14 protein-coding genes are annotated in these 21,900 nt (G+C 72.6%); 6 read left to right on the top strand and 8 right to left on the bottom strand.

Features of this window, described 5'->3' with window-relative positions; translation table 11 throughout:
* The 3 genes from ADK60_RS09630 to ADK60_RS09620 form a co-directional block, all read left to right on the top strand.
* A partial coding sequence (locus ADK60_RS09630) for a hypothetical protein (protein WP_107094566.1) occupies positions 1-499 on the top strand: 499 nt, incomplete at its 5' end.
* A gap of 166 nt (positions 500-665) precedes the next feature.
* Positions 666-1,505, top strand: coding sequence for an SDR family oxidoreductase (locus tag ADK60_RS09625; RefSeq protein WP_053644851.1), 840 nt, complete (start codon positions 666-668; stop codon positions 1,503-1,505).
* Between the two features lie 168 nt (positions 1,506-1,673).
* On the top strand, positions 1,674-3,671 hold the full coding sequence (locus ADK60_RS09620) for a LamG-like jellyroll fold domain-containing protein (protein ID WP_053644850.1): 1,998 nt from the start codon (positions 1,674-1,676) through the stop codon (positions 3,669-3,671).
* On the opposite strand, the gene ADK60_RS48345 is transcribed toward ADK60_RS09620, so the two are convergent.
* From ADK60_RS48345 to ADK60_RS09600, 5 genes are all read right to left on the bottom strand, one after another.
* The gene (locus ADK60_RS48345; RefSeq protein WP_502687410.1) at positions 3,569-3,892 is read right to left on the bottom strand and encodes a serine hydrolase; all 324 of its coding nucleotides are present in this window, start codon (positions 3,890-3,892) and stop codon (positions 3,569-3,571) included. The two genes, ADK60_RS09620 and ADK60_RS48345, sit on opposite strands and share 103 nt — an antisense overlap.
* Positions 3,893-4,012: 120 nt before the next feature.
* Positions 4,013-8,308 carry a bifunctional nitrate reductase/sulfite reductase flavoprotein subunit alpha gene (locus tag ADK60_RS09615; RefSeq protein WP_053644847.1) on the bottom strand — a complete coding sequence of 1,432 codons (4,296 nt, stop codon included), beginning with the start codon at positions 8,306-8,308 and terminating at the stop codon, positions 4,013-4,015.
* A gap of 379 nt (positions 8,309-8,687) precedes the next feature.
* Complete coding sequence (locus tag ADK60_RS09610; protein ID WP_053644846.1) at positions 8,688-9,692, bottom strand: TolB-like translocation protein; 1,005 nt, start codon at positions 9,690-9,692, stop codon at positions 8,688-8,690.
* Positions 9,689-10,987, bottom strand: a complete 1,299-nt coding sequence (locus ADK60_RS09605; protein WP_053644844.1) for an MFS transporter — start codon at positions 10,985-10,987, stop codon at positions 9,689-9,691. The genes ADK60_RS09610 and ADK60_RS09605 overlap by 4 nt, the downstream gene beginning before the upstream one ends.
* Positions 10,988-10,989: 2 nt before the next feature.
* The gene (locus ADK60_RS09600) at positions 10,990-12,333 is read right to left on the bottom strand and encodes a discoidin domain-containing protein (RefSeq protein ID WP_353651733.1); all 1,344 of its coding nucleotides are present in this window, start codon (positions 12,331-12,333) and stop codon (positions 10,990-10,992) included.
* Positions 12,334-13,065: 732 nt separating this feature from the next.
* On the opposite strand from ADK60_RS09600, the gene ADK60_RS09590 reads away from it, so the two are divergent.
* Entirely contained in the window at positions 13,066-13,557 is a 492-nt protein-coding gene (locus ADK60_RS09590; protein ID WP_052709460.1) for a DUF8189 domain-containing protein, read from the top strand.
* Positions 13,558-13,782: 225 nt separating this feature from the next.
* Here ADK60_RS09590 and ADK60_RS43205 read toward each other — a convergent pair whose 3' ends face one another.
* Positions 13,783-13,980, bottom strand: coding sequence for a hypothetical protein (locus ADK60_RS43205; RefSeq protein WP_107094565.1), 198 nt, complete (start codon positions 13,978-13,980; stop codon positions 13,783-13,785).
* A 388-nt stretch (positions 13,981-14,368) separates the two neighbouring features.
* Between ADK60_RS43205 and ADK60_RS09580 the strand changes: the two genes are divergently transcribed.
* Together ADK60_RS09580 and ADK60_RS48340 are read left to right on the top strand one after the other, a co-directional pair.
* Positions 14,369-20,506: a glycosyl hydrolase family 18 protein gene (locus ADK60_RS09580; RefSeq protein WP_159400366.1), complete on the top strand. Its 6,138-nt coding sequence runs from the start codon at positions 14,369-14,371 to the stop codon at positions 20,504-20,506.
* A gap of 62 nt (positions 20,507-20,568) precedes the next feature.
* Positions 20,569-20,988, top strand: a complete 420-nt coding sequence (locus ADK60_RS48340; RefSeq protein ID WP_502687409.1) for a putative quinol monooxygenase — start codon at positions 20,569-20,571, stop codon at positions 20,986-20,988.
* Between the two features lie 29 nt (positions 20,989-21,017).
* Here the strand turns inward: ADK60_RS48340 and ADK60_RS09570 are convergent, their stop codons facing one another.
* Both ADK60_RS09570 and ADK60_RS48335 read right to left on the bottom strand, forming a co-directional pair.
* Entirely contained in the window at positions 21,018-21,335 is a 318-nt protein-coding gene (locus ADK60_RS09570) for a transposase (RefSeq protein ID WP_053644836.1), read from the bottom strand.
* A complete protein-coding gene (locus tag ADK60_RS48335; RefSeq protein ID WP_107094563.1) occupies positions 21,332-21,646 on the bottom strand; it encodes a DUF8730 family Cys-rich protein in 315 nt (104 codons plus the stop codon). The genes ADK60_RS09570 and ADK60_RS48335 overlap by 4 nt, the downstream gene beginning before the upstream one ends.
* Positions 21,647-21,900 lie beyond the last annotated feature (254 nt).

Here is a 21,900-nt window from a genome sequence, read left to right as displayed (position 1 = left end):
GGCCCCGCCCCGGTCCGCGGTACGCCGCTTCGGCCCCGGCGTTCCCCCGGCGGTCGCGGCCGCGTGGCACGGCACGCCGCCGCCCCCTCCCCCGCTGCGCCGCCGGACGCGGCCGTGGCTGGTCCCGGCGGCCGTCGTACTCGCCCTGCTCGCCGTGCTGCCCGCCCGCTGCCGGGCCGAGCCTCCCCTCACCCCGACCGGTCTCACCGTCACCGCCACCCCGGCGGACGGCCCGCCGTGCGACGGCGGCGCCGTGTTCACCGCGACCGTCACCACCGACGGCCACCCGGGCACCGTCCGCTACCGCTGGCAGCGTGACGACGGCACCGTCTCCGGCGAACTGCTGCAACCGGTCCGGTCCGGTGAGTACCGCACCGAGCTCGTCCTCAGCTGGTCCTTCGTCGGTCACGGCGCCCTGCGCGCGACGGCGACCGTCGAGATCCTCGCTCCCCGGAGCCTGAGCGCGACGGCATCCTTCGACTACAGCTGTCCGGGCTGAGTACGCCCACCGGCCTCCGGCGGGGGCGCGCGCTCCCGTGGCCGCGGGACCGTCACGCTCCCGCGCGCCCCCGGAGCGGTCTGCCGGAGGACTGGGCGAAGGACCGCCGGGGTGGGACGGTGTCCGGTCTCGGGAGCCGAGTGGGACGAAACGGGGGGCACGGAGCATGACAAGACGTTGGCTGGTGACGGGCTGTTCGACCGGGCTGGGCCGGGCGCTGGCCGGGGCGGCGGCCGGGGCCGGGGACCGCGTCCTGGCGACCGCACGCCGGGTGGAGACCCTGGACGGCCTGGTCCGCGAGCACCCCGGCCGGGTCCTCGCCCTGCCGCTGGACGTCCGCGACCCCGAGCAGTGCGAGCAGGCCGTCGCCACGGCGGTGGAACGTTTCGGCGGGGTGGACGTCCTGGTGAACAACGCCGGGAACGGCGTGTTCGGCACCGTGGAGGAGGTCGGCGACCACGAACTCCGCGACCAGCTGGAGACCCTGGTCGTGGGCCCCTGGCGGCTCGCCCGACTGGTGCTGCCGGTGATGCGCGCGCAGGGCGGCGGGCTGGTCCTGAACGTCTCCTCGCTCGCCGGCCGGACCGCCTTCCCCGGCCTGGCCGCCTATGTCACGGGCAAACACGCGCTGGAGGGCATGACCCAGGCGCTCGCCGCCGAGACGGCTCCGTTCGGCATCCGGGTCGCGGCGCTGGCCGCGAGCGGCTACGCCACCCACTACGGCGGTTCGGTGACCGACGCCGCCGGCCGCTCCCCCGCCTACCGCGCGACCACCGAGCCGATGCGCGAGCAACTGCGCGGCATGGCGGCCCTGCCGGGCATCGGCCGCCCCGAGGACTTCGCCCGCGAGGTGCTCCGCCTCGCCGACAGCCCCGGCCCGCTGCCCGTCCGGATCCCGATCGGCCCCGGCAGCTTCGAGCACCTCAGCGCCGCCGCGCACGCCACCCACGCCGAACTCGCCACCGCCCACGCGCTGCTGGCGGAGCCGGGCCCGCGGCAGGACTGACGGCCGGTCCGGCAGCTCCCGGCAGCCGTCCCGGGCAGCGGCCCGAGCAGTGCCCCGTGCAGCGCCCCGACGGGTTGGGCCGCTGTTCAGCGGGGCGTGGCCCGGCCGATGATCTCCGACCAGACCCGGTACCTACGGTCGGGGGCCACACCACTTCCGGGAGCGAACATGCACGACAACCACGAGTCCGGGCATCCGTGCGAGTGCCCGCGCACCGCCGAGCTCGACGGGGACGGGCCCGCCGCGGCCGGGCGCCGCCGGTTCCTGCGCGGGGCGGGCCTGTTGGGCGCCGGCGTCGGCACGGCGGGCCTCGGCCTGCTCGGCGCGGCACCCGCCCACGCGGCCGGCCCCGGACCGGCCGGAGGGTCCGACCCGTCCGGCGCGGCAGCCGGGAAGGCCGGGAAGCCCGCCGGGAAGCAGCGTTGGCAGCCCGACCCGGACGCCCGCCGGTTCACCCTGGTCGTCATGCCGGACACCCAGTACCTGTTCGACCAGGACCGGATCCACCCGGCACCGGTCGAGGCCGCGATCCGCCACGTGCTCGACGGCGGGGTCAACCACGAGGACGGGACGGACGACAACATCGTCTTCCTGGCCCACCTCGGCGATGTCACCGAGAACGGGCTCCCCACCGAATTCGCCGCCGTCAGCAAGGTGTTCGGCCTGCTGGACGACGCCGGCGCGGCCTACGGCGTACTGGCCGGCAACCACGACGTCCGCTCCTCCACCGACGACCGGCGCGGCAGCACCCCGTACCTGGAGACCTTCGGCCCGGCCCGGGCCGCCCGCACCTCCGGCCACCACAGCTCCAGCCCGGACGGCTACAACACCTGCCACATCGTCACCGCCGGCGGCCGCCCGTGGATGCTGCTCTCGCTCGACTGGCGGCTGTCCGACGCGGGCTTCGCCTGGGCCAACGCGGTGATCGCCGCCAACCCGAAGGTGCCGGTGATCCTGACCACCCACGAGCTGGCGTACGCCGACGACGGCGGCCGGGCCGAGCTGTCCGGCTACGGCCGGCAGCTCTGGGAGCGGCTGATCAGCGGCAACGACCAGATCTTCCTGACCGTCAACGGCCACTACTGGCCGCCCGGCCGGACGGTGCTGACCAACAGGGCCGGCCACGACGTGCACGTCCACATCACCAACTACCAGGACCGCTACTACGGCGGCGCCGCGATGATCCGGGCGTACCGCTTCGACCTGGACCGCAACACCGTCGATGTGTCGACCTACTCGCCGTGGATCCAGGAGATCGCGGCCGAGGAGCGCAACACCCTGGCCGCGCAGCAGGTCGAGCTGACCTCGGACGTGGACCGCTTCTCGCTCTCGATCGACTTCGACCGGCGCTTCGCGGGCTTCGCGCCCGTCCCGGCGCGCCCCGCCCGCCGGGCCTCCGAACTGCTGGTCCGGGACACCGCCGCGTACTGGCGCTTCGAGGGCGGCGGCGACGGCACCGCGGTCACGGCCCGGCAGGTCGTCAAGGACCTGACGGGGCAGGGCAACGACCTGTACCCGCAGAGCGCCCCCGGCACCCCGGACGGCGGGCTCAGCTGGTCCTCGGAGCACCACCCGGACCAGCCGGGCCACGGCAGCCTGCTGTTCAAGGGCACCCGCTCACCGGTGCGCGGCACCTATCTGCAGACCGCGCCCAACGCCCCGCTGAACCGGGAGACCTTCGAACGCGGCTTCACCGTCGAGGCGTTCTGCAAGCTGCCCGCCGACTGGGACTCCGGGCAGAGCCGCTGGTCCGCCCTGCTCAGCCGCTGGGGGACGGCGGCCGAGGCGGGCCGGAGCGGCCCCGGCACGGATGCCGACGAGCCCGTCGTGACGCTCAGCCTCTCCGAGGCGCCCGCGCTCCAGTGGTGCGTCTATCCAATCAACCAGACCGGGGCGTCGACCTGTTGGGGCCACCAGCTGCCGCTGGACCGCTGGTGGCACGTGGCGGTCGTCAACGACGGCAAGCTCAGCCGGATGTACGTGGACGGCTGCGAGGTGGCCCGCAACCCGGCGACGCCGGCCGTGGGGCTGGCCACCCTCGGCCGCCCCTGGATGGTGGGCGGCTACGCGTACGCGGGGGTGCTGGACAAGGTGTTCCACGGGTACATCGGCGATGTCCGGATCGTGCGGCGGGCCCTGCGGGTGGGGGACTTCATGACCGGGTGACGCCGGGGAGCGGGAGGTCGGGGCCGGTCCCGGAGCCGGGGAAGACGGTGTCCCCCAGGTGCAGCGGCCGGACGATCCGGCGCTCCACCTCCTGCTGCCAGGTGCGGCCGGTGACCTTGCCGGACGGTGATCGCGGCGCCGTTGGGGACGACCCCCGGCAAGTGGCGCTCGACCGGGTCGTCCAGCCGCAGCCGCCCCTCCCCGACCAGTTGGAGCAGCACCGTCGACACGAAGACCTTGGTCACGCTGCCGATCCGGAACCGGCCGTCCGCCTCAGGGGGTCATCGCCCTCCGTCCCGGGGACCGGACCGCCCGGCCGAACGGCGGGGTGCACCAAGGGCTCAGTAGACGTCCCGCACGTAGCGCTTGTCGGCGGCCAGCTGCTTGAGGTGCACGGCGGCCTCCTCCTCGGTGAGGCCGCCGTGGGTGCGGGCGATCTCGCGCAGCGCGCCGTCCACGTCCCTGGCCATCCGGGCCGCGTCGCCGCAGACGTAGAGGTGGGCGCCGTTCTGCAGCCAGTCCCAGAGTCCGAGGCCGTGCTCGCGCATCCGGTCCTGGACGTAGACCTTGTTGCGCTGGTCCCGGGAGAAGGCGAGGTCGAGGCGGTCCAGGTGGCCCGAGGCCCGGAAGTCGGCCAGCTCCTCGCGGTAGTAGAAGTCCGTCGACCGCCGCTGCTCTCCGAAGAACAGCCAGTTGGGGCCGGTGTGGCCGCGGGCCCGGCGGTCCTCCAGGAAGCCGACGAAGGGGGCGACGCCGGTGCCGGGGCCGATCATGATCATCGGGGTGACCGGGTCCGCCGGGGGCCGGAAGTGCGCGGTGGGCCGGACGAAGACCGGCACCGGGCCGTCGGTCGCGCGGTCGGCGAGGTAGGTGGAGCAGACGCCCTTGCGGATCCGGCCGGCGCCGTTGGGGTGGCGGACCACCGAGACGGTCACCCTGATCTCGTCCGGGTGGACCAGCGGGCTGGAGGAGATCGAGTACAGCCGGGGCTGGAGGGGCTTCAGCACGGCCGCCCAGTCGGCGGCCCCGGCCCGTACCGCCAGCGCGCCGACCACGTCGACGGCCTGCCGGCCCCAGGTCCACTTGGCCAGCTCACCGGTGTTGTCCGGCCGCAGCAGCCGCTTGAGGGCGCGGTCGCCGGACCGCTCCCCGACGAAGCGGAGCAGGTCCGGGGTGATCCTGGCGATCTCCAGGTGGCCGCCCAGGGCTTCGGCGAACGGGAGCTCCCCGGCGCCGGGGACGGTGACGGGGGCGTCCGGGTCGAGGCCGGTGACGGCCAGCCACTCGGCGACCAGCTCGGGGCAGTTCCGGGCCCGGACACCCAGGACGTCGCCGACCCCGTAGCCGAGGTCGCCTTCCGTACCGTGGCCGCCGCCCCGGGTGGCGAAGGCGAACTGCCGGACCTCCTTGGCGGAGCCGGGCAGGCTGAGCAGCCGGTTGCCGGTCACCCGGGCGCCGAAGGGCGACTCCTTGGAGTACCCGGTCCGGGGCACGGGGACGGTCGCCGGGGCCGCCGGCGACGGCGGGAACGGCGGGGACGGCGGGAACGGCGGGGACGGCGACGACGGCGGGGCGGTGGGGGTGCCGCGATCGGCCGGGGTGGCCAGGGCGGCCACCACCTGCTCCAACCACCGGTCGGCCGCGTCCTGGTAGTCGGGCTCGCAGTCCGCGCGCGGGGCGATCCTGGTCGCGCCGAGCTCCCCGAGCCGCCGGTCGAGGCGGCGCCCGTGGCCGCAGAAGTCGCTGTAGCTCGAATCGCCGAGCGCGAGCACGGCGTAGCGCAGTCCCTCGGCGTCCGGCGGTGCGTCGGCGAGCACCGCCTCCCAGAAGCCGGCGCCGTTGTCGGGGGCCTCGCCGTCGCCGAAGGTACTGGTGATCAGGAGCACCGGTGTCCCGGCCGCCAGGGTGGCAGGCCCGGCCTGGTCCATGGCGAGCAGCAGCGGCTGCCAGCCCTCGGCGCTCAGGCGCTCGGCGACCGCGGCGGCGATCCGCTCGGCGGTGCCCGTCTGCGAGGCCCACAGGACGGTCACGGTCCGCCCCGGTTCCGGGACGGCCGACGGCCCGGCCGCGTCCTCGGCAGCTTCCGGTGCTCCCACCGGTCCGAGCGCCCCCGCCACCCCCGCCGCGAGTCGGGAGTACGCCCCGGCCAGAAGGCCGTTGACCCACCGCGCCCGCTCGGGGTCGACCGGCGCCTGCGCCGGCAGTACCGGCACCCCGGCGGCCCCGGCCGGCGCGGCCGGGACACCGGCCAGGAAGCCCGCCAGGTAGGTGCGTTCGGCGGCCGTCAACAGCGGGGCCTCGACCGAGTCGACGCCCAGCAGCCCGGCCAGCGCCGCGAGCTGCGACCCCTCGACCGACCGCTGCTCGACCGACGGCGCGGGCTCCGCCGACGGCACGGGCTCGGCCGCTGGCGTGCACTCCACACCCTCCTCCGGCGGGACCGGCGCCGCGACCGGACGCAGCGCGACCGCGCAGACCTTCAGCTCCGGCTGGAACGAGACCGGGTCGACCGCGTCACTGGTGACCGCGTTGATGCTGAGGTACTCGCCGAACAGGTCGTTCCAGTGGAACGGCGCGAAGCAGTCCCCCGGCCGCACCCGGTCGGTGACCACCGCCGGCAGCACGGCCCGCCCGCGTCTCGACGCCACCTCCAGCCGGTCGCCGTCCACCACCCCGAGCGCCTCCGCGTCCTGCGGGTGGATCTCGACGAACGGGCCCGGGTCGAGCCGGTTGAGCGCGGCGACCCGGCCGGTCTTGGTGAGGGTGTGCCACTGGTGCTGCAGCCGACCGGTGTTGAGGCAGAACGGGTAGTCCTGGTCCGGCAGTTCGGCGGGCGGCAGGTGCGGCCGGGCGAAGAACACCGCCCGGCCGGACGGGGTCGGGAAGGCCAGCCTCGGCCGGCTTCCGTCCGGCCGCTCCAGCAGCGTCTGACTGACGCCGTCATTGAGGTAGCGGACGGGGTTTCGCTCCGGCCCGTCCGGATCGGCGGCCGGCCACTGCACGGGGGTGTCCCGCAGCCGGGCGTAGCTCACGCCCCGCAGGTCCCAGCCGGTCTTCGGGTTCCAGGCCCGCTTGAGCTCCTCGAAGACCTCCTCCGCGCTCCCGTAGTCGAAGCCCTCGGCGAAGCCCATCTCGCAGGCCACCCGGGCGATGATGCGCCAGTCCGGCAACGCCCCGCCGACCGGGTCGGCGGCCGGACGGGCCAGGGTGAGGCCGCGCTCCGAGTTGACCAGCACCCCCTCCGTCTCGGTCCAGAGGGCGGCGGGCAGCACCACGTCGGCGTAGGCGTTGGTCTCGGTGTCGGCGAACACGTCCTGGGTGATGACGAGTTCGGCCGCCTCCAGCCCGGCGATGACGGTCTTCCGGTTGGCGACCGAGGCGACCGGATTGGTGCAGATGATCCAGCACGCCTTGATCTCCCCCTCGGCCATCCGCGAGAACATCTCGACGGTGCCCCGGCCGACCTCGGTGCGCAGCGTGCCGGGCGGCAGGCCCCAGAGCTCCTCCGTGAAGGCCCGTTCCGCCGGGTCCAGCACCGACCGCTGCCCTGGCAGGCCGGGCCCCATGTAGCCCATCTCCCGGCCGCCCATGGCGTTGGGCTGGCCGGTGAGGGAGAACGGGCCGCTGCCGGGGCGGCAGATCGCGCCGGTGGCGAGGTGCAGGTTGACCAGGGCGTTGGTGTTCCAGGTGCCGTGGGTGGACTGGTTGAGCCCCATGGTCCAGCAACTGGTCCACTCCGCCGCCGCGCCGATCAGCCGGGCGGCGGCGCGGATGTCCTCCTCGGCGAGTCCGGTGGTCCGGGCGACCTCGGCGGGCGGGTAGTCCGCCAGGAAGCCGGGCATCCGCTCCCAGCCCTCGGTGAACTCCTCGATGAAGGCCGGGTCGGTGTCGCCGTTCTCGACCAGCAGGTGCAGCAGTCCGTTGAGCAGCGCCAGGTCCGTACCGGGCCGGATCTGGAGGAAGAGGTCGGCCTTGTCGGCGGTCGCGGTGCGCCGGGGGTCGACGACGATCAGCTTGGCGCCCGCCTTCTTGACCCGGTCCATCATCCGCAGGAACAGGATCGGGTGGCAGTCGGCCATGTTGGAGCCGATCACCAGGAACACGTCCGCGTGGTCGAGGTCCCGGTAGGAGCCGGGCGGCCCGTCCGCGCCCAGCGACAGCTTGTAGCCGCTGCCCGCACTCGCCATGCACAGCCGGGAGTTGGACTCGATCTGGTTGGTGCGGACGAAGCCCTTGGCGAGCTTGTTGACCAGGTACTGGGCCTCCAGCGTCAGCTGGCCCGAGACGTAGAAGGCCAGCGCGTCCGGCCCGTGCTCGTCGAGCACCGCCCGCAGCCGGCGCGCGGTCGCGGAGATGGCAGCGTCCACGTCCTCGGCCACGGGTTCGGCTCCCCGCTCGGCCCGGACCAGCGCGGTGCCCAGCCGCCCGGGCGCGGCGAGCATCTCGGCGGTGGTGGCGCCCTTGGTGCACAGCCGGCCACCGTTGACGGGGTGGTCGCGGTCCCCGGAGGACTTCACCACGGTGCGCCGGCCCGTCGCCCCGTCGACGGCCACGTCGAGCAGCATGCCGCAGCCGACACCGCAGTACGAGCAGACGGTGCGCACACGCTGGACGGGCTTCGGGTCCGGTACCGTCACCACGGCTCCCTCTCAGGTAGCGATCTCCGGCCTCGGTCCTGCCGGTCCGTGCCGTCCGACGGTGAGGAGGCCCACCACCGGCACCGTAGGAAGACGGCGTTAACACGAGATCACGAACCCGGACGCCGTGCGTAAACCCCGCCGCACGGCCGGCACCCACCCCGGTGAGCCCGGGCCGGCCGCACCGCCCGCCGGACCTGCCGAACCTGCCGGACGCGCCCGGTCCCGCGGACCCGCCCGACCGGCCGACCGACCGACCGGCCGACCGCCTTCGCACAGTGGCACGGCGGGCGGCCCGTTGCCAAGACGCCGCCGCGCCCGGACCCGCCGGGCGGCGGGGACGGGCGCGGGGACGGGCGGGAGATGGCTCGAAGGTCGGTCAGTGCGACACCGGTGACGTCGGCGGCACCGGTGACGTCGGCGGCACGGTGACCGGGGAGGAGGCGCCGGAGAGGACGAGGCTCGGCGTCCCGCTGCCGTCGGCGGGGGTGGACCAGACGTCGGTGGCCTTGCTCCCCCCGTGGGCCGGGAGGGCGTAGGCAAGGGTGCTGTCGTCGAGCCACGCGGCCTGGTCGTCGACGCTCCGGGTCTCGGCGAGCGGGTGCTCGTGGAGGTCGGCCAGGTCGAGGACGTAGAGGCGCCAGGGCGCGACGGGGTCGGCGGAGACCTTCTTCTTGAAGGCGATCCGGGTCCCGTCCGGCGAGAGCGAGGGGCACTCGACGTTCTCCCGCAGGGTGCGGGCCGACCAGGCCTTGAGGTCGCCCTCGACCAGGTGGGTGCGGCCGGCCGTCGACACGGTGGCGTAGAAGCGGTTGTCGTCGGCCGCGAAGTTGACACCCCAGTAGTTGATGTCGGCGGCGTGGTAGCGGCTGTCCCCGATCGTCAGCGGGATCTCCTCCACGGACTTGATCAGATAGCCGGTGCGCAGGTCGAGGACCGAGGTCCGGGTCGAGAACCGGCCGGCGGCATATGAGTCGCCGACCGCGAAGGTGGTCCAGGACAGCACCTGGCCGGAGGGCGACACCCGGGCCCGGTTGGGGATGCCGGGGACGGTCACCTTCCGGAGCTCGGTGAACCGCCGGTCGTAGACCACCGCCTCGGTGCGGGCCGGGGTGCCGGGCAGGGCGCGCAGGCACAGGGCCCGCTCGCCCGCGGCGTAGAACCGGGCGCAGGACGGGCCGTCCGGCGCGCCGCCCGGGCTGCGGGCGACCCGGCCACTGGCGGTGTCGCGGTAGTAGAGGCCGGGCTCCTCCAGGCTGAACGAGGCTTCCGCCGCGACGAGTTGCGGCCCACCGCCGCGTTGCCGGGCGTGCAGCACATAACCGAGGGAGCCGCCCAGGAGGACGAGGACGGCGAGGATCAGCACGGTCGAGCGGGACTTCATCGGGCCTTCCTTCCCGGGAGGATCCGCCAGGCGGCGGTGAGGGCGGCGGCCAGGGCGAGGGCGGCCGCGGCCAGGGCAGGGCGCGGGCCCCACCACGTCCAGACCGCGCCGAAGCCGGCGGCGCCGACCAGACGGGCCAGGGCCTGGCCGGTCTGCAGGACGGCGAGCCCGCTCGCCCGGCCGTGGGCCGGGAGCGCGGGCGCGGCCAGCGCCATCAGCACGCCGTCGGTGGCGGCGTAGAAGACGCCGAGGAGGACCAGGACGAGCACCGCGACGGCCGGTCCGGCCGGGGCCAGCAGGGTGAGGTAGGCGGCGAGCAGGGCGCCGTGGCCGAGGAGGAACGGGATCCGCCGTCCGCTCCGGTCCGCGAGCCGCCCGGCCGGGACGGCGAGCAGCAGGTAGCAGGCCGCCGAGCCGAGCGGCAGCAGGGGGAAGAGCGCGGCCGGGAGGTCGAGGCCGCGCTGGAGCAGCAGGTAGAGGAAGGAGTCGCCGATGGTGGCGGCGCCGAGGAGGGCCGCGGCCACGACCACCCGCCGGAAGGCGGGGTCGGCGAGCACCCGGGGCGCGGTCCTGACCGGCTTGGCCGGCTTGGCCGCCCGGGCAGGCTTCAAGGCCCGGACGGGCTTCGGGGCCGGGACCGACCTGGCGAGGGCGGTCGGCGCCGCCGGGTCGGCGGGGACGAACAGCCTCAGCACCACCACGCCGAGCAGGCCGGTGGCGAAGCTGACGACGAACACCGCGTCGTAGGCGTCCGCCGTCGCCCACAGGACGAGGAACGCGACCAGCGGACCGAGCAGCGCCCCGGTGGTGTCCATCGCCCGGTGCACGCCGAACGCCCGGCCGAGCGCCTCCGGCGGCGCGCTGAGCGTGATCATCGCGTCCCGGGGGGCGGTGCGCACGCCCTTGCCGAGCCGGTCGGCGGCCATCGCGGCGGCGATCCCGCCGGCCGCCCCGCCCGCCAGCAGCAGGCCGAGCCGGGAGAGGGCCGAGAGCAGGTAGCCGGCCCCGGCGACGGTCCGGTGGCGGCCGCCGCCGCGGTCGGCGAGCCGCCCGCCGAGGAGCCGGACCAGCGCCGTGGCGCCATTGAACAGCCCGTCGAAGAAGCCGAACTGGAGGGGTGACAGGCCGAGGCCCAGCACCAGGTAGAGCGGCAGCACGGCGGTGACCATCTCCGAGGAGATGTCGGTGACCAGGCTGACCGCGCCGAGCGCGACGACCGTACCGGGGACGCGCCGCCCCGCCCCGACGGGGCGGGGCGGCGCGTCCGAACGGCGGCCGGTGGTGGCCAGGTACATCATCAGTGGCAGCTGTAGGTCGGGCTGGTGTCCTTGGCCTTGCCGTCCGTGCCGACGTAGCTCCAGCCGTACCCGGAGTCGGTGAAGTCGAGCTTCAGCACGCCGTACTCGCCGCTGATCCGCTTCTGGCTGTTCGGCTGGATCTGCTCGATCGGGTAGGGCTCGGCGCCGCCCATCCCGCCGACGATCTCGACGATCCCGTCCGCGGTGGCCTTGCCGTCCGGGTCCTGCGGGGCGAACCGCTCGTAGTGGTGGTCGTGCCCGTTGAGCACCAGGTCGGCCTTGGCGTCGTAGAGGATCCGCCACACCGGCCGGGAGACCGGGTCGTTGCCGTGCCCGCCCGAGGAGTACAGCGGGTGGTGCCAGTAGGCGGCGACGCACTTCTTGCCGTTCGCCGCGAGGTCGGCCTTCAGCCAGTCGATCTGGGCGCTCTGGTCGAAGGCGTTGGAGTCGAGGGCGACGAAGTGCCAGTTGCCCTCGTCGAAGCTGTACCAGCTCTTGCCCTGCGGATAGGCGATGCTGCCGAAGTAGGACTTGTACCCGGCGAGCGAACCGGCCGGGTCGTAGGTCTCGTGGTTGCCGGGGACGGGGTGGGTCTTCGCCTTGAACGCGCCCCAGGTCTTGTCGTAGTAGGCCTTGAAGTCCGCCAACCTGGCGTCGTCGTACTGGTTGTCACCCATCGTCAGATAGAACTTCGGGTCGATCCGCTGGGCGAGGGCCGCGGTCTTCGGGTGCGCGCAGGCGCTGTCCGAGGCGGTGCACTGCGCGGCGATGTCGCCCGCCGCGACCACGGTGAAGGCCCCGCCCGGCGTGGTCCCGGTCGGGGACGGTCCGGTGGGCGTGGGCGAGGGCGTCGTGTCCGCGGTCCCGTAGACCTCCATCTCGAACAGCGAGTACCCGTAGGACGTGCCGCGCGCCGTCCCGTACATCCGGACGTAGCGGCCCTTCCCGGTCAGGCCGGTCCACTCGTCCGTCCCGCCGTTGCCCGCCTTCTCCTCGGCGACCGAGGTCCAGGTCGCCCCGTCCGCGGACACCTCCAGGCGGTACGCCTTCGCGTACGCGGCCTCCCAGACCAGCTTGATCCGCGAGACGGCGGCGTTCGCCCCGAGGTCGACCCGCAGCCACTGCGGGTCCTTCCCCTCCGTGCTCGCCCACCGCGTACCGGTGTTCCCGTCGAACGCCTTGCCGGCCGCGTACGACGAGCCCTCCGTGGACGAGGCCGTGGCAGCCTTGCCCCGCGAGAGCAGCGGATCGGCCGCCGCTCCCGCCCGCCCGGACCAGCCGAGCAACAGTCCGCCCACCAGCACGAGCACGGCGGCGAACACTCCGATGTGTACAGGCCTCACTGAGACTTCGGGACGCATCCCTGGACTCCCTGACCTCGAACGACGGCGAGAGCTGGACTCCGGCCGGCGCGCACGCGAGCCCGCCGGCCGAGCGGTGGCCCGCACCACCGCGGCGGCCGGGTCAGAGCTCTCGCTGAGCACGTCACGCCCCGACGGTGCGGGCGCCGCGCCAAGCCGCCGACGGGGAGCCTAGTGGTAAGTAAAGTTTCCTGACAATACCCGGACCGTGCCGAACTCCCCTGCGAACCTCATGCGAACTCCCCTGCGAACAAACGGCCGTACCTCGACCGACCGGCGGGGCGCTGGAGCAGGCAGCCGCCGAGCATGCTGCTTCCCGGGTCGTAGACCCCTTGTTCTACGGCGGACGTGGGGGCGGCTTTCGTACGGTCGTCCGCACCGATGACCCGGCCGGGAGGCGGTGTCGCGCTCTCGGAATGCCAGTGGTCGGAACGGGGGGTGTTCATCTCGGTCCAGTGGATCGTGGACACCAGGTACTCCTCGTGGTCGAACGTGCAGGGGCACGAAGAGACTTCGACGAGGAGCAGGGCAAACGGCCCGTGCTGCAGCACGGGTGCGTGTGTCGGGGCAGGTGGACGGGCCGGCGATGAACTCGATCGACCGCCGCTCCCGTTGCTACCGGTGAGGGTCCGTCGGGCGGCCGCCCGGCGGGTCGCCCGCCCCGGCATCACCGGGCGGTCGACGAGGCCCCGACCAGAGCGACCAGGAGCAGACATGAACAAGATCAAGGCCGCCGTCGCGGCCCTCGCCGCCCTCGCCGGAATCGGTCTGAGCGCGGCTCCCGCCTCGGCGGGTGACATCAACATCCCCGCGCGCTGCAGCGACAAGCAGTTCGGCGGCAGCTTCCTGTGCGGCGGTGACTTCCGTGACGGCGTGACCTACTTCGGCTTCCAGGACGGAAACAGCGAGATCTTCGTGATCGGCACCGACAACGCCGTGTGGACGCGCTGGACGAGCGGCAGCTCCCACAAGCTGAGCAGCTGGACCTCCCTGGGCGGCTACTTCACGAGCAAGGTCGTGATCACCCGCCAGACCCTCGGCGGCGCCTTCACCATCACCTCGCGCGGCAGCGACTACAACCACATGTGGTCCCGGGACCGCAGCCAGAACGGGAACTGGAACAACTGGTACGTCGACGGGCCGCCGATAGCCGGCGGCGGGAAGGTCGTACCCGGGTCCCAGGAGCCCGCGGCGACCGCTCTCTGACCGCTCCCCCGACTGCTCCCGGCCTCCTCCCCGTGCCCCGGTCGGCAGACCGCGGCACTCGGGCGGACGACTGTCGCTCGGTGCGGTGCCCGGCGGGGACTCCGCCGGGCACCGCACCGGCGCGAGCCGCCCGCCGGTGCTCCCTTCGGCCTTGAAGAGCAGGCCCGCAGCCTGCCCGCAGCCGCGCGGCGTCCGCGGCCCCCGGGCCCAGTGGGAGCCGGACGGTCATTCGTCGTCGAGCCGCCGGAGAACCTGTGTGAAGTCGCCGTCGTCGAGGAGGCCGGCCAGCACCTGCGTCATGTTGTCGATGTCGGGATCCCGGACGACGAGGCCGTCGGAGCACGAGAAGCAGCGGCCGCCCTGCGCCTCACCGGTTCGGGACCATCTCTGCATGATGCGTTCGACCTCGGCAAGCGCGAACACGGTCTCCAGCGAGAGCCGTCCGTTGTCAGCCGGACCTCGACATCGACGTTGCACACCACGTCCAGGTCCTCACAAGAGACCACGCTCGACAGCAGGCTGACCACAGCCAAGGCGGGACCATTCCCGGACGCTTCAGCGGCGGCGAGCCGCCGCACCCCGTCCTCGAAGAGCCGTCCCGCCACGGCGGTCATCGCCTCGGTCGCGCAGCCGCGCCGCTGCACGCCCGCCGAGAGACGAACGATGCACAACCGGCTGACGGAACGGACGTTGACAGGCTGTCTACCGGGGCCTCCTACGATCCGGGCGCGGGGGATTCCAGGGAGAGACGGAGCACACGGACATGCGAAGGCGGAACGGGCGGCAGCGCCGCCCAGGTAGGTATCGGACCTTGGGTCAGTTGCTGGGACTGGCCCTGATCGCGGGACTGTTGCAGGCGCTGCTCCTGCCACCCGGCCAGGCCGCGGCGGTCGTCCCGGAGCGGGGGATCGGGGAACGTGCGATCACGTTCAACGCCCAGGGCGGCAACAAGTGGAGCTTTATCCAGGGGAGCCTCATGGCGGCGGCCGATGTGGTGGCGCTCCAGGAGGTCAACACGGTGCCGGACACGTTCGAGCCGGCGGACGAGATCCAGAACAACTTCAACAATCCACTGCAGAACGCCCGCGGCGAAGGGATCATGAAATACCGGATCCGCGCCAAGGACTGGGGCAAGAAGGGGGCCAGCGGTCCGGAGGGGCGGCTGTACCATCTGGACATCCTCGACAAGAGGATGTGGGGCGGCGCGGATCCTGCTGACGACCAGGAAATCGACCCGGACACGCAGAAGAACGCGCAGAAGTCCATGGCCATCTGGTTGCGGGCCCCGCTCGCGAACCCGAACACCGACATCAGGGTCATCTTCCCGGAGGCGGACAACCTGAAGTGGATCAGGTCACGGCCGGCCTTCGGGGTCCGCGTCAACGGGGTGTGGTATTTCGACATCCATTCCGCGGCGATCCGCACGAATTTCAGTCCGAATCCGCACTCCCGGGAACTGGTCAACGCCATCGAGGCCGCGGTCGGCGACCAGCCGTGGCGCGCTCTCGGCGACTTCAACACCGACGCGCAGACCTTCAGGTTCTTCAACAAGTACTACGCCGCGAACAATGGTGAACCTTGGGGCACTCCGGTGGGGACCCAGAACGGCGGCATGGGACTGGACTTCATGGTGACCAACCATCCGATCACCCGCATGACCGTCACCAGGAATTCCGCGAACGACGGCTCGGACCACTACCCCGTGGGCTTCGCCGTGACCGCCCTGGGGGGCTGCAATCCCCAGACGAAGTGGGGCGACAGGACCGCCTACGCCGGCGCCCAGCCCGCCCCCCGCGTCGCCTTGGCCGACGAGGGCGGCGACGCCTGCACGTCGAAACCGGCAGCCGTCGTCTCCCTGGGTGACAGCTACATCTCCGGTGAGGGCGGCCGGTGGGCGGGCAACGCGCTGACGGCACCGGAAGGGGACGTCTGGGGGACCGACCGGCGGTCGCGGTGCCAGGCGGGGCAGGACTGCGTGTACGACGCGACGTCCTACGACTTCAACGGAAACCGGTGCGACCGCTCGGACGTGGCGCCGATCAAGGGAGCGGAGTTCGAGGACGTGCCGCCGGAGCGACGCTTCAACCTCGCCTGCTCCGGGGCGACGACCAAGAACATCCTCTCCGACGGGTTCAAGGGGGAGAAGCCACAGGTCGAGCAACTGGCCGACCTCGCCGCCGTCTACGACATCCGCATGGTCGTGGTGTCCATCGGCGGCAACGACCTGGACTTCAGCGGCATCGTCGCGAACTGCGGGGTGGCCTACTTCGTCGCCGACAGCACCCTGAAACAGCCCTGCTCCCGGGCCAAGGAGGGGGAGTTCGCGGGCAGGCTCAACACCGTACGGGCCGAGGTCGTCAAGGCGCTGACCGCGGTCCGAGCCACGATGGTCCGGGCCCGACAGTCGAACTACGAGCTGGTGCTCCAGTCCTACCCGAACGTGCTTCCCGGCAAGGACGCACTGCGGTACGGCGAGGGCCAGACCTCGGAGGGCGGGACGGTCGACCGGAGCCGCTATGCGACGGGCGGGTGCCCGTTCCTCAAGGCCGACGCGGACTGGGCCCACACCTCCGTCGTGCCCCGGATCAGCGGGATGCTGCGCCAGGCGGCCGGGACGGCCGGGGCACGCTTCCTGGACGTGCAGAACGCCTTCGCCGGACACGAGCTGTGCGCCAACACCGCGCAGCAGGCGACGAACGCGAACAGCAACGGCGCCCCACTGCCGGCGGACAAGGCCGAGTGGGTGCGCTGGGTCCCCTACCTCCCGGGCTGGGAGAAGTGGGCGACCATGCGGCAGGGCGACGCCCAGGAGGCCATCCACCCCAACGCGTTCGGCCAGCAGGCGCTGTCGCGGTGCCTGACCGAGTTCGGGAGGGTGGCGTCGGGCTCCAAGGAGTACATCTTCACCTGCGCCGGTTCGGGTGACGGCATGGCCGTCACTCCCGATGCCTCCGCGCGGCGTGAAGGCATCGTTCTCCTGCGCAACGCCCGCACCAACGAGGTGCTGGACGACGAGGGGAAGGCCCCCGACAGCTATCTCCTCACCAGCCCCTACCTCGGGCGTCCCGGCCAGCGGTGGCTGCTCCACAACGTGGGCTCGAAGATCTCGTTGCAGTCGCAGCGCAACGGCGGCTTCCTGGACCGGGGCAGCGCCAGCAACTGGACGTACCTGGCCGGCGCCGAAGCAAGCTGGACCGTCGTCCCGACCGGGGACGGCGACAAGGTCAGGCTCACCATCGGCGACTCCGCCAAGTGCCTGACGCAGGACCCGGGACGGGAGACCTCGGGCGGGAAGTGGGTCAGCGTCTTCGGGTGCTCCGAGGACCGCATGAAGGACATGCAGACTTGGTACATCGAGTACCCCGACGACATCGTCCTCACCCCCGCCGACGGGGACACCGCCGCCACCAACCCGCGCGAGGGCCAGCAGATGGAGCTGCGTTCGGGCACCGGCATGGCCGTGGACCTCAGCGGCGGTGACACCTCGCCCGGGACCAGTGTCCGGGCGTCGGCGCCCGACAGCGGTCCGGCCCAGCGCTGGGTGACGCGCGCGCTCGGCGGCGGCAACTGGCGCCTCGCGGCCGCGACGGCCCCGGGCATGGTCGTCGACCACAACCCGGGACCGCACACGACCCATCTCGTCGGGGCCGAGGAGGGCAACACCAATCAGGTGTGGCAGGCGAAGGGCGCCGGCGCCGGCTGGTACCAGCTGGTGAGTGGCACCGACGGCGGCTGTCTGACCGCCGGGGCCGAGGGCGAGGCGCTCGCCGTGGCCGCCTGCGACGCCGACAACAAGGCACAGCGGTGGATGTTCCTGGACGCCGGGACCGGTTCCGAGACCGGCACCATCCGCGGCCTGGGCGACAAGTGCGTGGAGCCGCGCGGCGGCAGCCGGGACGACCGGACCCCGGTCCGGCTGGCGGACTGCGCCGGCTCCGACGGGCAGGTGTGGACGGTGGCGGCCGACGGCTCGCTGCAGGCGCTGTCCAAGTGCCTGGACGTCGACGGCGGGCGCAGTGCCAACGGCACGCCCGTCCAGCTCTACGAGTGCAACGACTCGCCCGCCCAGAAGTGGATCCACACCGCGCGCCAGGAGCTGAAGAACCCGAACACGGGCAAGTGCCTGACCGTTCCCGGCTCCGACACCACCCGGCAGCTGGAGATCTCGGACTGCGCCGGCAGCCCCGCCCAGAAGTGGCGGCTGTCCGCCCGCCCGGTGGGCCAGCCCGGCGGCGGAGACGCGGGCGACCCGTTCGACGCCGCCCCGGACACCCGCGGCACCAAGCCGGCCACGACGGGCGACTGCCGCCCCGAGGGCATGACCCCCACCGCGGGCACGGCGGCGCGCTACTGCGACGTGTACGACAACGCGGGCCGCGAGTGGGTCGGCAACGACCGCACCCGGCGGGTGGTGGGCTACTTCACCGGCTGGCGCGCGGGCGAGAAGGGCGACCCGAAGTACCTGGCGTCGAACATCCCCTGGTCGAAGGTCACCCACGTCAACTACGCGTTCGCCGACGTGAAGGACAACCGGATCAGCATCGGCGACCCGAACGACCCGGCCAACCCGGCGACCGGTACGACCTGGCCGGGCGAGAAGAACGCCATGGACGGCTCGCTGCCGTACAAGGGGCACTTCAACCTGCTGAACACCTACAAGAAGCAGCACCCGGCGGTGAAGACGCTGATCTCGGTCGGCGGCTGGGCGGGCACGCGCAACTTCTACGCGATGACCACCAACGCCGACGGCTCGGTCAACCAGGCCGGCATCGACACCTTCGCGGACTCCGTCACCGCCTTCCTGGACCAGTACGGGTTCAACGGCGTCGACATCGACTACGAGTACCCGACCGCGCTCCCCAACACCGGCAACCCACTGGACTGGGACGTCTCCAACCCGCGCCGCAAGGGCCTCCAGCAGTCCTACAACGCGCTGATGAAGACCCTGCGCGAGAAGCTGGACCGGGCCGGCGCGGGCAAGGGCCGCTACTACCTGCTGACCTCGGCCGGGTCGTCCTCCGGCTACCTCGTGCGCGGGCTGGACGCCGGGCAGGCGCTCCAGTACCAGGACTTCGTCAACGTCATGACCTACGACCTGCACGGCTCCTGGAACAAGTTCGTCGGCCCGCAGGCCCCGCTGTACGACGACGGGCGGGACAACGAGCTGGCCGACGCCGGGATCTACAACGACCAGGCGCCCAACACCAAGGACTTCCAGAAGGAGGGCTACTTCAACACCGACTGGGCCTACCACTACTACCGCGGCGCCCTGCCGGCCGGCCGGATCAACCTCGGCATCCCGTACTACTCGCGCGGCTGGCGCGACGTCCAGGGCGGCACCGACGGGCTGTGGGGCACGGCCACGATGCCGGACCAGGCGCAGTGCCCGCTGGGCACCGGCGGCCGTGGGCCCGCCAACGCGCAGTCCTGCGGGTTGGGCGCGGTCGGGATCGACAACATCTGGCACGACCTGGAGAACGAGCGGGAGGTCGGTGCCGGGTCCAACCCGCTGTGGCACACCAAGAACCTCCAGGACGGCCGCACCCCCGGCTACCTGCGCTCCTACGGCGTCGACACCAACCTGCCGTCCGGGCAGCTGACCGGCACCTACGCGCCGAAGTACTCCGACGCGCTGCAGGCGCCCTGGCTGTGGAACGACGCCAAGAAGGTGTTCCTGTCCACCGAGAACGAGAAGTCGCTCGACGCCAAGGCGAAGTACATCGTCGACAAGGGCATCGGCGGCGCGATGATCTGGGAACTGGCCGGTGACTACGCCCAGCGCCCGGGCGGCGAATGGGGCATGGGCTACGACCTGACCACCCGCCTCGACAACGCCTTCAAGGGTGCCGGCGCCGCCGGCAGCACCAAGGCGGGCGGGCGGGCCCAGCCGGCCGAGGTGATCGACGTGAAGGCCGAACTGGTGGAATTCCCCACCGGGAAGGACGACTTCTACCCCGTCCAGCCGAAGCTGCGGATCTCCAACAACTCCGGCGTCACCCTCGCCCAGGGCACCGAGATCTCCCTCGACCTGCCCACCTCGATGCCGCCGATCGTCAAGGACAACGACTACAAGGAGATGAAGGGCCTCACACCCGGCCACACCGGCCCCAACACGGGCGGCCTCAAGGGGGACTTCCACCGGCTCACCCTCACCCTCGGCTACTGCGAGGACCTGGCGCCGGGCAAGTCCCGGGACATCGACCTGAAGTACTACCTTCCGGTCACCGGGCCGTCCAATGTGACGTTCAGGATCGGCGGCCGCGAGTTCGGCTCCACCGGGGACCAGCGCCGCGACGTCCGGACGGTGACCCCGCCGACCCCCGCCGCGGGCAGCTCCTGCCAGGCCCCGGACTGGCGACAGGGCCAGGTCTACCGGCCCGACGGCGGACGGCTGTGGCGGATGTACGACAAGGGCGACAAGGGCTGGCAGTTCGAGTACGGCGACAGCCCGGCCGGGAAGCCCATGATGATCGACAACTTCGCCGACCAGTCCCGGGCGCACCTGGTCGAGGCGATGGAGCAGAACCCCAACCAGTACTGGCGCGTCCAGCCGGCGGGCGGCGGGCTCTACACGATCGGCAGCGGCGGCCGGTGCCTGACCGCCACCGCCGCCCGGCAGGACCTCGCCTCCCTCCCGTGCGACGGGCGGAACGAGCAGAAGTGGCGGCTCGTCCCGATCGCCGACAACGGCAGTGAGGGCGCCCCCGGCGCACCGAAGCACAACGGCCTGTTCAAGCTGCGCTCCGCCGGCGGCAGCGACATCGAGGTGTCCGGCGGCGCCACCACCCGGGAGACCCACCTGCTCACCGGCGACCCGGCCGCCTCGACGGCCGCGTTCGTCAAGTACCAGGGCTTCTACTGGTATGCGCAGTGGTACACCACCGTCGCCCCCGGGACGGCGGAGTCCAACGGCGGCCGGCCCTGGAAGAAGCTCAGCCCGGCTCCGTGACCTCTGTGACCCCGTGACCCCCCGCGGCACCGGCCCGGCCCTCCCACCAGGGGGCCGGGCCGGTGTCCTTCCTACGTCTCCGGTTGCTCCTCCGCCGTCAGGATCGCCAGCAGGCCGGGGAAGCGCTGCTCCAGGTCGGTGCGCCGGAGGCTGGCCATCCGGCTGTTGCCCCGTTCACCCTCGTCGGCACCGCCCGCCCCAAGCCCGAGCGCGTCGACGACCTGCGGCAACTGCTGCTGTCGTTCGTCGAACCGACCCGCCGGGAGCCCGGCTGCCTGGAGTACCACTTCCACGAGGACCGCGACGCCCCGGGCGTCTTCGTCTTCTACGAGGCCTGGCGCAGCGAGGCCGACCTGGAGGCCCACCTCGCCCTGCCCCACCTGCGCGACTTCTGGGAGCGCCGGATGGACTACCTGGAACAGGACCTGGAGATCCGCCGCCTCACCATGCACAGCCCCTACCAGGAGCGGCCTGTTCGCTGACACGCCACAAGAGGGCGTTCGATACTGAATCAGGCAGCTGCAGGCGGTTTCGGGCGGAGGTATTGCCCGACTTCGTCGGGGCTGGTGCTCAGGCGGGCGGTCATGGGGTTGACCATGGCCCAGTGGATCATTGAGCGTGACCGGTCCGGCAGTTCCTCGTAATCACGGTGGATCCGCCGGTACCGGGACATGACCCCGAAGGTCCGCTCGACCCGCCAGCGGATCGGCTGGACGACGAAGCCCTTCTGCTCCTTGTCGCGGGCGACCGCCTCGATGTCGATGGACAGGGCGGCGCCGGGCTTGACCACGGCGTTGTTGCAGCCGGCGTCCACCCACACCTTGGTCACGGTGGGCCACCGGACGGCGAGGGCGTCCAGGACCTGTTCGCCTCCCGGCGGAGTCCTGGGCTCCGGCGGCGGTGACGACCAGGACCAGGACCAGGTTGTCGGTGGCGATGTGGCGCTTGCGGCCCTCGCGGGACGGCGTGACTGCCATGCGGGACTGCGTCAACCAGTGGTTCAAGTTCGCACGCCGGCTCGCCCGGCAGGGCGTCACCCGACTGCGGGACTGCACCTCGAAGCAGCACCTGGTCGACGTACATGCCGCACCCCGCGCAACCGGCCTTGCCGCAGGTGCGGCACGTAGTTCGACGACACATCTCGGGACGGGCCACATCCTGGCCGTCCCTTCCGTCGGTGTGTCGCTCCGGTGGCCGATCGGGCGGGAGTGCGGTGATCGATCCTGTTGGCACCGGGACGGAGCCGCTCTCATGATTCCAGTCGGACGCGTGCTGTGCGGCCGTGACGGCCGCCGAGGTGCCCGTGAGCGGCCCGACCTGCCGGCCCGGGCCGGACGGCGAACGGGGGAGGGACCGGGCGGTGGCTCCGCCCGGTCCCTCCCCCCGTACCCCGG

The organism is Streptomyces sp. XY431 (assembly GCF_001279805.1).
GTDB lineage: Bacteria > Actinomycetota > Actinomycetes > Streptomycetales > Streptomycetaceae > Kitasatospora > Kitasatospora purpeofusca.
Note: the sequence above shows the minus strand (reverse complement) of the source record. Positions and strands in the feature narration are given on the sequence as shown.